We start from the raw sequence: 12,575 nt of genomic DNA on the forward strand, positions 1-12,575 counted from the left end.
TGACCATGATGAAGAAAACGGCAAAAGACTCGCCCCCGCCGGGAACAAGTCTTTATCCGTTTATTCATATGCCATACCCATCGCAATCCAGTTGATAGTCCCTTGAAGCTCCTCCACCGTGTTGCAGCGTACGATTTCAATAACGGCACAGTCGGTTTCCTTGCTTTGAATTACGGCGTACCCCCCGGGATGACTTGTGGTGCCTACAAGCGCATAGTTTACATCGGCAAACGGCCGTTCGAAGGTCACTTGAATGGTAACGCGGTCCGAATCGGCAGGCAGAGTAAAGACGTTTAGACCAAACTGCTGCGTCTGAAGCTTCCGTAAACTCTCCTGCACCGGTAAAACCGGCTGATCATCCAGGACAGCCTCACGATCCGGGGATGTCTCCGATTCGATGAATATCGAGTGCAAAACGATGTTATTATTCCCCAGGTCCTCTTCCGATTCCGTGCTCTCTTCGATATTAGGAGCTTTGGCAAGGCCAAGCAGGGCCGAAAGGTCAGGGGCCTCGAAAGAAGCATCGGCTTCTTCCGCAACTTCAATCGACTCTTGCGAATCTGCTGAAGACAAATCATCCGTCATCTCAGGAGTATCCGCTTCATCATATTCAACTACCGGATCATCGGCCGGATTCTCCGATTCTGCGGCAATCGATTCCGCGACTGAACACGCGTCTACCGATTGAATTTTTGCCATGGGCTCCAAATCAGCGGGATCGCTTGTTTCCTGACGGACTTCCATGGCGGACAATCCGCTGAGCAGCGTTTGAAGCGCAGGTTCAAGATGAAGAAGCGAGATCGTGCCGGGAATCAAATGATAGCCCGATATCGTCTCCTGTTTAATGTGAAGTCCATCAATACATTCATCACTCAAATGCTTCGCGGTAATCGCTCCCGCGGCCAAACTTCTCTCATTCACCGCGCCGGGCGCCAGCTTCTCCATGGTCACCGCGTACGGCCTCAATTGAATTTCACCAACCGCATCGGCGGCCAGGTGCTTCGATCGGATCGCCCCCAGGGTTATATGCTCCGCCGAGATGGATCCCGCGGCCAGCCGGCTGCCGTCTACCGCGCCAGGCGCCAGCTTTTCCCTTGTTACCGCCTCCGGACCCAGCTGATCTTCGCCTACGGCCTCAAAAACGATGTGTTCCAATCCGACAGAGCCTGGGGTCAGATGCTCGAAAGCCACGGAGCCCGCAGCTAACCGGCTGCCGACCACCGCACCGGGCGCCAGCTTCTCTGCTGTCACTGAACCCGGCTGAAGCTGATCTTCACCGACCGATTCGCTCGCCAGGTGCTCTGCCTCCACCGCCAATGGCAGCAGATGCTCCGAGCCCACGCTGCCTGCGGCCAACCGGCTGCCGACCACCGCGCCGGGCGCCAGCTTCTCTGCCGTCACCGAGCCCGGCTGAAGCTGTACCTCACCGACCGATTCGCTTGCCAAGTGCTCTGAGCCCACGCTGTCGGGAATCAAGTGCTCCGAGGAGACGGCGAGCGGCGCCAGATGCTCTGAGCCGACGCTGCCCACAGCCAACCGGCTGCTCTCTACGGCGCCGGGCGCCAGCTTCTCCGTCGTTACCGAACCCGGCTGAAGCTGAGCTTCGCCTACCGAGTCGCCCGCCAGGTGCTCCGAGGTGACGGCGAACGGGGTCAGGTGCTCCGAGCCGACGGAGCCTGCGGCAAGACGGCTGCCGTCTACGGCACCCGGCGCCAGCTTCTCCGCCGTCACCGAACCCGGCTGAAGCTGAGCTTCGCCTACCGAGTCATTCGCCAGGTGCTCCGATGCTATGGCGAACGGGGTCAGGTGCTCCGAGCCGACGGAGCCCTCAGCCAACCGGCTGCCGACTACGGCGCGGGGGGCCAGCTTCTCCGCCGTCACCGAACCTGTCTGAAGATGATTTTCACCTATCGCTTCGGAAGCCAGATGCTTCGAGCTTACGGATAACGGGCTCAGGTGCTCTGAACCGACGGAGCCAGGGGCAAGACGGCTGCTGTCTACTGCGCCTAAAGCCAGCTTTTCTGTCGTCACCGCCTGCGCCTGGAGCTGGGCTTCGCCTACCGATTCTGCTGCGAGCTGCGCCGAACCTACGGCTCCGGAGGCCAGGTGCTCCGCCACTATGGCTCCCGCCGCAAGACGACTGCCGTCTACGGCTCCGGGCGCCAGCTTCTCCGTCGTCACCGCTTGCGGCTGCAGCTCTACTTCACCTACCGCACCGGCGGCCAATTGAACCGAACCTACGGCTCCGGAAGCCAGGTGCTCCGCCACTACGGCTCCTGCCGCAAGACGGCTGCCGTCTACGGCTCCGGGCGCCAGCTTCTCCGTCGTGACCGCCTGCGTCTGAAGCTGAGCTTCGCCTACCGACTCATCGGTAAGATGAACCGTCCCCACCGATCTCTTGGTCAGATGTTCCGACGCAACGGCACCGGCGGCCAGCCGGGTGCTGTCCACTGCGCCAAGCGCCAGCTTCTCCGTCGTGACCGCTTGCGTCCTCAGCTGCGCTTCGCCTACCGAATCGGCAGCCAGCTGCCATGCCCCAACCGCGCCCTGCTTCAGGTGCTCTGCTCCTATAATCCCTGGAGCAAGCCGGCTGGCGTCCACAGCACCTTCGGCCAGATGCACGGATCGAACCGCTCCCTCGGCAAGCTGAGCACCAGTCACAGCGCCTTTAGCCAGCTTCTCAGCGGTCACAGCACCGTCATCCAGCTGCTGCGTCTTTACCGATCCTTTCCCTAGATGCACATGCTGCACCGAACCGGGAGCCAAATGCTCCGACTGTACTGCTTCCTTGCCCAGCTTCTCGGGAGTCACGCTCGCATGCGCCAGCTTTGCCGTTGTGACCGCAAGGTTCGTCAATTTATCCGTTGAAACCGATTCGCTTGAAATTTTAGAGGTCGTTACGCTGTGATTCGCCAGATGACCGGTAAGCACGGCCCCCTCATGCAGATGCTGCTGCTGTACCGCCCCGTTGCTGAGCTTCTCGGACGTGACTGCTCGGTCCTGCAGCTTTTCCGAAGTCACGATACGATCCTGCAGGTGCTCCGCAGCAATGGATTTGGCTGCCAAATGCCCGGTTTGCACCGATTTATCGGCCAAATGTGCCGATCCTACCGTACCAGGCGCCAAATGCTCGCTTTTCACCGCGCCCTTGGCCAGCTTACGGGAGCTCACAGCGTGCTCCGCCAGCTTCTCCGCCGTCACAGCTCCATCCATCAGATTGGATACGCCGACGCTGGAGGCCGCCAGCTTATCGCCGGTGACCGCTCGCGCCGACAAATGCCTATTCTCGATCGCTCCCTGCTGGACATGCTTCCCTTCAATAGTTCCGTCCTGAAGGTGGGCCCCCTGTAGGATCCCTTTGGCCAGCTTGGCGGAAGTAATTCCTCCATCCTTAAGATGGACGGATTCGACGGCTCCATCCGACAGATGGCCGGATTCAATCTGCTTTGCTGCGATATTGTCGCTCTTGACAAGTCCAGGCGTCAAATGACCGTGCACAATCGAGTTCAGCTTTAAATGCTCGGTGGAAACGCTCCATGGCCCCAGCTTATCTTCCGTCACTGCTCCGGCGGCCAGTTTGGCCGAACTGATCTCTCCGTCCGCCAGTTTGGCAGCTGTGATTGATAAGTCTTTGAGCTTTTCAGGGGTAACCGCACCATCGGCAAGCTTCGCCGCATTGACGGCTCCATTAGCGATATGAATGGTTTGAATCGCTCCGCTTTTGATTTTGCCGGAAGTAATGGATTGATTTTGAATCAGCTCTTCTGTAATCGCTTCGTCCGCCAAGTGCTTGGTGTGAATCGAGTGCTCGGCTATCTTCATCGCATCGATCGTTTTGTCCGCCAACTTCTCCGAGGTAATGCTGTTATTTTGGAGCTTGATACCGCTGATCGCCCGATCTTGAATTTTGTCCGTCGTGACGGAACCGGCCGCCAGATGCTCTTCCGTAACCGCGCCGGGAGCCAGCTTCTGCTGGGTCACGCTGTTATTAGCCAGCTTTGGACCATCTACCGCATAGTCGGCAATATGATCCTTCCCGATGCTGCCGCGCTTAATTTTATATCCATCAACGGCATAACGGGCTATTTTTTCCGATGTCACCGACTCATTAGCCAAATCGTCCGTATATACTGATGCATTACTCGAACCATTCGACGACTTCAAAGAAGTGCTATCTACATCGGACGGCACCGCGGACCGAGTCGCCTCTTCTTTTATCGATCTGACGGAATTAGCACCCTGGCTGCCGGTCTCTTCGACCTCATCCAACCAGCTCAGTTCATTAATGAATGTGCCGACCCTCTTCCCTTGTGTCGGTTTGACTTTGCCGGAATTCCGGCGGCTCACCTTTTTCATATGTGCCCTCCTATATTCCGTGATGACTTTATGCTGCAATGAAAACCTGCAAAAGTAGTCATTGATAACATATGCATTCACCTATTAGGAGGTCATACACCCTATAAAAAATAGGCAGGCGCATAAGCTTTGCGGGCGATCAGGCTTCGCTGTTTAAGAGACGGATACCTTCCAACCGATACAGCTCCAGTAATCTTGCCGCCGTATGTTCCCAGGTAAATTGATTCTTCACTTTATTGATGCTCTTTTCTCCCATCCTCCGGACTTCCTCCGCATTTTGCAGCAGCGATGTGACGGCAGGCGCAAGCTCCGAGCTCAAAGACGACAACGGCAGCGTCTTTCCCGTTACCCCGTCTTCCACAATCTCTTTCATACCGCCGGCCCGTGTGGCGATCACCGGAACGCCCGAAGCCATAGCCTCCACGTTGACGAGCCCAAACGCTTCCTTATCCGCAGACGGTACAACCAGTACATCCGCCAGACGGAACCAGTCATCGATTTCCTCGTGCGGAACATAAGGTATGAAGCGAACGTACCGTTCCAGCTTTATACTCATCCGGTGCAGTCTTAGGACATAGGGCGTAATCCTGTCCGAGCCGTAATAGGCGCTTCCCACCACGAGCAATAGGGCGTTTGGCACCTGCGAAACGATCTGCGGCATGGCTTCCAACAAATGATGAACTCCCTTCATCGGGATCAGCCTTCCGACATACAAGATGATTTTCCGATCCTGCCATCCTTGGTAATGCAGCATCATCTCCCGTCTGGTTGCTCCTTCGGGTGACCACCTCGATATAAAGCGACCCGCATCCACGCCGAGATGGTTCACCGCAATTTTATTCGCGGCACCCGGGTCCATCAACTCGATCTGTTCCTTTAAAAAACAGCTGTTAACCACAATCCGGTCCGCCGCGGCAAAACATTGGCGCAGCTCTTTGGAGCCGATCCGAGATTTTGATATAAATGTAAGAGAATGCAGCGAGAGCCATATACGCGTTTGCGGGTACCTCCGGCGCAAATACTGGACAAACCTAGGCCGGTTCTCCACTTGAATCACCTGGGGACAAAGAACAGCCAGCTGTCGGCTGACATTGCGGATGTACTGGTGCGGGGAGGAGGCAGCTACACGAATGTAACTAACCCCCTGACATACTTCCGAAGCCGGCAGGCCGCCCAGCCGGCCTAAGACAACCAGTCGAACATGGCTGTTAATCCGGCTGGCCACCTGCTCCACTACCAGCTCGACAGAGCTGCTTTTGCCCGAAGGGATAACAAAGGACCCCGGCGTCACAATGGCTACATCGAAACGATGCATGGCGCTGCCTCCTTTTCGCAAATCTCCTTACCTTATTGTATTCAAGAGACAGCAAGGGCGGAATGGCTCACTTGTCCAATTCAAAGCAAATATTCCAGGATCCGGCTAGGGAGCGGACCCGCTACACGCCTGCCTCTCCGGTTTCAAACCGGAAGCAGTCCGTCGTATGATCCATCACCATGCCTGCGGCCTGCATAAACGCATAACAAATCGTGGAGCCGACAAAGGTAAAGCCTCTTTTCTTCAAATCCTTGCTCATCGCATCGGATTCCGGTGTACTGGCAGGCACCTCCTGAAGCAAACACCAGGCATTACGCTTGGTCTTACCACCGACAAAGCCCCAGATATACCGGTCAAAGCTGCCGAATTCCTCCTGCACACGAACAAATGCTTGGGCATTGGTAACGCTCGCCCGAATTTTGAGGCGGTTGCGAATCAAACCGGGGTCCGCAAGCAGCTCGTCCAGCTTCGCTTCATCATAGCGGGCCACGATTGCCGGATCGAAGCCGTCGTACGCTTCGCGGTACCGTTCTCTTTTTTTCAATACCGTATACCAGCTTAATCCGGCCTGAACTCCTTCAAGGATCAACAGCTCAAACAGCTTCCGGTCGTCGTGAACCGGTACCCCCCATTCATGATCATGGTAATCGATATACAGCGGATCTTCATTCACCCAACCGCAGCGGCTAACCATATGCTCAACAACTCCTTTTTTCCATTATTATAGCGTATAATAGTAGCAACGTATGGACATAGACCTATCGTCGAGCGGGGGATCGCAATGAACCACCAGTTGACCGTATACGAGCAACAGATCGCAAAGCTTCTGCTCCGTTGGGAGAAAGAACTGACCAAACCGCCGGGACTATTGGAAAAAACGTCCAAAGCGGTGCAAATGCGGGTAAACCGGGTCATTCCGGAGAAAGTACACTCCACCATCACCACTGCAGTGAAGGGCATCGTCCAAACCGCTCTATTCAGTATGGATTTTATCCCAAAAAACGAACCGTTATCTTTTTTGAGCCTGGCTATGCGTGATCACAAAGCAGAGGAGCTGATCTCCTTTTACAAAAAGCTGGCGGCTGCCGAAGGCGCGGGCGCAGGTGCAGGCGGCATCCTGCTCGGTATCGCGGATTTCCCCATTCTGATCGGCATCAAAATGAAATTTTTGTTCGAGCTCGCTCACGTGTACGGACATTCGACGCTGGATTACAGAGAAAGATTATTTATTCTCTATGTGTTTCAGCTCGCCTTCTCCAGCCAAAATAAAAAGCATGGGCTTTACCGCACCATTGCTGAGTGGCCGGAAACAGCGCAAGCTTTACCTCCCGCCGATTCCTATGCGCAGCACATCGATTGGCGGCAGCTGCAGCAGGAATACCGGGATACGATCGACTTTCGCAAGATGCTGCAGCTGGTTCCCGGCATTGGCGCTGTCGTAGGAGCATGGGCCAACTATGGTCTGCTCGAGGAGCTCGGGGAGGCCGGCATGAACTGCTACCGCCTGCGTTGGCTTGAGGAAGCAAAGCAGCGCAAGGATGGTCCCGACCAGCAAAACCTGGATTGGGTTGAGGATTGAGACGACGGAGTAATGCCCTTTCGAACGCTTGGTCCCAAGGACAAGGAACGGTAATGAAATGACAGCAGACACGGATACCTCATATACGCCGGCTTCAGAGAAGAGACTTTGAAGCCGGCCGGATTGCTGTATATGCACACCAAAAAGACAGGGCGCTTGACAGAAATCTTAAATTAAATTAAAGTAAATTATCTTAAATTTAAGGAAATTTTCATCGAAAATCAGACCGTCCATCGGGTTATTTATAAGGAGGCCTAGAGTATGATGCAAGTATTGGTTTATACTCCCGCTATGCAGGGAACCGGCTCATTTGACGGAGGCAAAATAACAGAGCAAAAACCGATCGGCTTTCCCGGCGAGAAGTCCGTCGTAAAGCGGGTCGGTCCCTTATTTTACTGGGCATGGGCATTCGCCCCGGAAGAAGGCTGCATTGCCCCTCACCCGCATCAAGGCTTTGAGATCATGACGTATGTCGTCGAAGGGAAGGCGGAGCATGGGGATTCCCTCGGAACCCGAAGCATCGTAGGTCCCGGCGGAGCGCAGGTGATGCAAACCGGCTCCGGCGTGTCTCATGAAGAGAGGTTCATCGGCCCTTCCATGGAGGGCTTTCAAATTTGGTTTGAACCGAAGATAAGCGACGCTCTGAAACGGCCGCCAACGTACAACCAATTCGAACACGAAGCATTTCCTGCCGTTCATCGAGAGAGCTTCATGCAAAAGACGGTTATTGGACACGGTTCACCTATTGAGCTTGTCACCGATGCGCGTATGTGGGATCTGGAAGTAAAGCCAGGCGGCACCATTCGGCACGTTATTCCGGCAGGACGGACTTTAACTGCACTCGCCATCCGCGGAGCCGGGTTGGTCGAGGACTCCCGTGCCAAGAAGACGTCGTTCGCTCATAAGGATTTCATCGTGATGAACGCTCCGTCTGAAGCCGAAGTCGTCCTGCAAGCCGCCTCCGACGGTCCTTTGCGCATGATTTGGATTGAAGTGCCTTCATCGGTCGATTATCCGCTGTATCTGAAACGATAGGATACAACAGCCCCCTGCGGCCCCGTCATTCGACAAAAGACTGTAGGGGGATGTTGTTTGGAATTACCTAACCGTTATGAAGTTCCCGGACCGGCTTAACCTATATACAAGGATAGCTCCATCCATGATAAGCTTCGACGTACCTGGCGCCACATCCCCTGTGATCAGCAGATTAACCTCTTGACCCGGTTCCTCCAAGTTCAAGCCGGCCCAATATGTCCGAAGCGGTCCGGCGCGTTTAGAGCAAATCGGAACAACCACAACCTCCGGACGGATCAAGCGAAGCATTGCTGCATTAAAAGCATCGTCCATACCGTGATGAGGAGCTTTCCACACCCCGCAGCGCAGCTGCATCCTCTTCGCCAGCCTTTCCCAGCCTTCTGACAGCTGGTCTCCGCCGAAGAGAATCCCGTCGTACCCGGCATCCTCTTCATTCGTCAAGAGATAAACGGAGCTGTCGTTGTTGGACAGCCGATGGAAACGTTCCAGCAAACATCATTCCGAGGATTTTGCTGATATCCTGAGACCCCGCCTGGATTATGATGCTTCGATAGGCAACAAAAAAAGGAAGCCTTCCGGCCTCCCTGCGTTTATCTTACCGCTTGAATCTCTGCCGTTACTTTCGCTTGACCGTTTGAAGTAAAGGCGTCGTTCCAGGTGACGGTTTGTCCCGCAGCCGGGGAAGCGCTCAATACTCCCATTTCGTCGTCTCCGCTTGAGCCGTCCGAATCGTTGACGATCAGCTTCATCAGCGCACCTGCCGGCTCGGTAACGTATCTGTCGTTATATGCGGAACTATACTGGCTGCCGATAACGGCATCCATCGTTCCCCAGAACACTGGATAAACCGATCCGATCGACGCATCGTTCTTCTTCCAAAGCCGGTCATCACTCACACGGTTTCCGTTCGCTTCCCGCTTCACATAGATATCGCTTTTGCCGCCAAACGAATCCCGTGCGCTAGAGACCTGAAGCCTATGTGTATAATAAGGATGATTCACATACCGATGGGAAAAATCCCCTAAACCGTTTAGTTGTGTATCGACCATATGAGCAGGATCGCTTAAGAAATCTCCTTTGAAGGTTGGGCCGTCATCCGAATCATCCCACACCCATGGCATAGCGGCGGCATCTGCACCGTAAGTATCTCCATCCTGCTTCCCCCATGCACCAAACGTGTTCCCGTCGCCAATGTCGGTACGCCGGTCCCAGAAGTCATCAAAAGAAAGAAGGGCATAACTGTATTTATGGGTATAGCTGCCTGTGGCGTCCGTTACTTCATCCGCCGCCGTACCGGGTTGATATACAATCCCGTCTCCCCCGGGCGCAGAGCTTCCGTCATAAGCATAAACCCCGTGTCCACCCCATGGGCTTTGCCCGTTGGCTTGAATAAACACTTTCGGATACGAGCCGTTAAACAGCACGCCTCCGTCCACATTGTCCGTGCCCCCCGTAATGGAAGGATCGTTGGTGTATTGATAAAACTGGTTGTGAGCGCAGGTTTCCATTAATTGAAATGTACCGTACTCCGATCCATTCTTGCGAATAACCAACAGCACGCCCTCCAGATCATTCTCATGCCGATCTAACGTTGTAGGTCCGTCATCACGCGGATGGTACGCATAGTAGCCGATAAAATAATGCGTTACGGTCTCCACCACGGAATACCGCTTCGATGCGGCGGCTGAGATCCATGGGTGTCTAGACATCTTTATCATAGTCGGAGATGAATTAACGGAGCATCAGGCCCAAGTGAAGATATTGTTAATTTTTGCTTTCTATGATTTATCTCTATTTGATAGGGAACAGAAAAAACGTCACTGGACGGGAATGCCGCCATGTTTCATATTTTCATCTACAGGGGGCATACACATGGTGTAAAATAGAAGGAGGCAAGGAAATGCTGCCAAAGAAGGAGGAGAATGGGGATGAATTTGGGACTTAACGGTAAAATAGCCATTATCACCGGAGCAAGCGCCGGAATCGGATTAGCCTGCTCTAAAGCGCTGTTCGAAGAAGGCGCTTCCATCGTGATGGTAGCGAGGGACACGGAGCGCATGGAGCAAGCGAAAGCCGCCATCCTGCAAGATTATCCGGAGAAGGACGCTTCACGCATCGTCACAGTGAACGGGGATATGCGCAAGCCGGAGACCGTCAAACAAGCGGTATCCACCGCGATGGAGCATTTTGGCCGCATCGATATTTTGATCAATAATGCCGGATCGGCTAAGGCGGGTGCGTTTTTTGAGATGCCCGAGGAAGCGTTCCTGGAAGCTTGGAACTTGAAGCTGCTCGGCTATATTCGCATGGTCAAGGAAGCCGCCCCGCACATGATCCGTCAAGGAGACGGGCGCATTGTCAACATCGTCGGAGGGGCGGGGCGGACTCCGGGTCCGACGTTTCTGGCCGGCAGCACCGCCAATGCGGCTCTGCTTAACTTTACAAGAGGAATCTCCAAGGAGCTGGCCCGGTCCAATGTAAGAATTAATGCGATTTCGCCCGGCACCACGGCTACGGAACGAATGCAACGGCTGGCGGAGCAAAATGCTAAGGCTAAGGGGATTACGGTCGAAGCCCAAAATGCGGAGCTGAACGCCGCCATTCCGCTGGGGCATGTGGTTGATCCTGCAGAAATCGCGGCTATGACGCTGCTGCTTGTGTCCGATCGCGTTCCTTCGATTACAGGTACGGAAATTGTTATCGACGGCGGACAGCAGCCGGGCGTGTAGACGGCACGATAAAAAACCGCAGCTGCCGGCGCTGCGGTTTGCACGTATTATATCGGCCAGGCTTCCTGACGGTAAGCCATGTCCCAGAACATATACTCATAACGGCTGCTGATCACAAAAAGGTTCTGCATCCGTTCCCGGTCCTGCGGCGTCGCCTGCTCCGCGAGCTCATCCATTCTTGCAACTTGCTCCTCGACCAGCTCGCGGAACCACTCGCCTCCGTAGGCGGCGATCCATTCCCGGTAGATGGGCTCTTCCGGTGTGCAGCCTGCAAGCCTTTCTCCGATCTCGTAATAGAGCCAGTAGCACGGCAGAATAGCGGCAATGATGTCGCCCAGCTGTCCGGAATACGCCGCCCTCAGCATATGCGATGTATAAGCGTAGGCCGTCGGCGCCGGCTCGAATGCCTTCTGTTCCTCTTCGGTGATGCCCAGCAGCTTCGAGAACTTCTCATGCAGAGCCAGCTCGGCTTCATAAGTGCCCTGAGCATGTATGGCCATACGGTTCACGGTGTATAAATCGTTGGCCTTGGCGGCCCCCAATGTCTGCACCCTTGCAAACTGCGACAAATAATAGGCGTCGTTCAGCACATAATGCCGAAAGCAGCTGAGCGGCAGCGTGCCGTCGCCAATGCCGCGAACGAACGGATGCTCGAAGCTGGCCTTCCAGCTTGCATCCGCCGCCCGGCGAAGGTGTTCGGAAAATTTCATCGGAAATTCCCTCCGTTTCTCCATTCAGATTCGTTAACAGCCCAGCTTCTAACTTGTTCTTACATCGCTGATGCCGAAATACGGAAACTCCTGTCCAAGCCATTGCGCGACGATCCAGATCAGCAGCATGACAGCGATCAGTATGGCATCCTTGCCCGACCAGCCGATCAGATAGTAATAGGAACGCTGCTTGACCAAAGAGAACCGTTTGGCCTCCATGGCTACTGCGATCCGCTGGGCCCGGCGAATACTTTGAGCCAGCAGCGGAATGGCGTACCTTTGGAGGGCTTCCACCCAGCCCCGGATCCCATTGGCTCTCTTTACGCCGCGGACCTTGAGAGCCATCTTCAGCGTGCGGTATTCGTCGGACACCATCGGCAGCAGCCGCATAGCGGCCATAAAGCTGTAAGCATACTTGGCCGGAAGCCGCAGCTGCTGCATCAGGGAATAAAACAACCGGACGGGACTCGTCGTCAGTCCGAACAGCAGGCCGATCAGCGCCATATTGACCGATTTCAGCCCGATATGCATGCCGCGATAGAAGCTTTCCTCCGTGATGTGTATGAGTCCCCAGCGCAGCCAGGTCGTCTCTCCTTTGCCGAAAAACACCATGGACGTCGCCGACGATACGAACATCAGCGCGAAGGGCAGCGTCAAAAGCAGCAGCCGGCGCATCGGATGGCCGGCTGCTGCAAAGAACAATAGCGCAAGCATCCAGGTCATATGGATAACCACATTCAAATTATGGGTCAGCAGTACGAGCATAAACATGCCTATGGAAACGACCAGCTTAAAGGCCGGGTTGACGCGGTGCAGCCACGTTTCCTTGTATGACCAACGAAACGGCACAG

10 protein-coding genes are annotated in these 12,575 nt (G+C 54.9%); 3 read left to right on the forward strand and 7 right to left on the reverse strand.

Annotated features, from left to right (window positions below):
• Positions 1–60 precede the first annotated feature (60 nt).
• From ACZYR9_RS13890 to ACZYR9_RS13900, 3 genes are all read right to left on the reverse strand, one after another.
• A complete protein-coding gene (locus ACZYR9_RS13890; protein ID WP_488979098.1) occupies positions 61–4,356 on the reverse strand; it encodes a WIAG-tail domain in 4,296 nt (1,431 codons plus the stop codon).
• A gap of 139 nt (positions 4,357–4,495) precedes the next feature.
• Complete coding sequence (locus ACZYR9_RS13895; RefSeq protein WP_488979099.1) at positions 4,496–5,671, reverse strand: glycosyltransferase family 4 protein; 1,176 nt, start codon at positions 5,669–5,671, stop codon at positions 4,496–4,498.
• A 121-nt stretch (positions 5,672–5,792) separates the two neighbouring features.
• Positions 5,793–6,365 (reverse strand): DNA-3-methyladenine glycosylase I, encoded by a 573-nt coding sequence (locus tag ACZYR9_RS13900; RefSeq protein WP_488979100.1) that lies wholly within the window; start codon positions 6,363–6,365, stop codon positions 5,793–5,795.
• A gap of 87 nt (positions 6,366–6,452) precedes the next feature.
• Here ACZYR9_RS13900 and ACZYR9_RS13905 point away from each other — a divergent pair, with 87 nt between their 5' ends.
• Entirely contained in the window at positions 6,453–7,250 is a 798-nt protein-coding gene (locus tag ACZYR9_RS13905) for an EcsC family protein (protein WP_488979101.1), read from the forward strand.
• Positions 7,251–7,514: 264 nt separating this feature from the next.
• Complete coding sequence (locus ACZYR9_RS13910; protein ID WP_488979218.1) at positions 7,515–8,285, forward strand: pirin family protein; 771 nt, start codon at positions 7,515–7,517, stop codon at positions 8,283–8,285.
• Between the two features lie 63 nt (positions 8,286–8,348).
• On the opposite strand, the gene ACZYR9_RS13915 is transcribed toward ACZYR9_RS13910, so the two are convergent.
• Positions 8,349–8,777: a hypothetical protein gene (locus tag ACZYR9_RS13915; protein WP_488979102.1), complete on the reverse strand. Its 429-nt coding sequence runs from the start codon at positions 8,775–8,777 to the stop codon at positions 8,349–8,351.
• Positions 8,778–8,875: 98 nt separating this feature from the next.
• Positions 8,876–9,943, reverse strand: coding sequence for a hypothetical protein (locus ACZYR9_RS13920; RefSeq protein ID WP_488979103.1), 1,068 nt, complete (start codon positions 9,941–9,943; stop codon positions 8,876–8,878).
• Positions 9,944–10,213: 270 nt separating this feature from the next.
• Here ACZYR9_RS13920 and ACZYR9_RS13925 point away from each other — a divergent pair, with 270 nt between their 5' ends.
• Entirely contained in the window at positions 10,214–11,014 is an 801-nt protein-coding gene (locus ACZYR9_RS13925) for an SDR family NAD(P)-dependent oxidoreductase (RefSeq protein WP_488979104.1), read from the forward strand.
• A gap of 47 nt (positions 11,015–11,061) precedes the next feature.
• Here ACZYR9_RS13925 and tenA read toward each other — a convergent pair whose 3' ends face one another.
• Positions 11,062–11,724 carry a thiaminase II gene (tenA, locus tag ACZYR9_RS13930; RefSeq protein WP_488979105.1) on the reverse strand — a complete coding sequence of 221 codons (663 nt, stop codon included), beginning with the start codon at positions 11,722–11,724 and terminating at the stop codon, positions 11,062–11,064.
• Between the two features lie 48 nt (positions 11,725–11,772).
• Positions 11,773–12,573 carry an energy-coupling factor transporter transmembrane component T family protein gene (locus tag ACZYR9_RS13935; RefSeq protein WP_488979106.1) on the reverse strand — a complete coding sequence of 267 codons (801 nt, stop codon included), beginning with the start codon at positions 12,571–12,573 and terminating at the stop codon, positions 11,773–11,775.
• Positions 12,574–12,575: the final 2 nt, after the last annotated feature.

The organism is Paenibacillus sp. F024, from assembly GCF_057814255.1.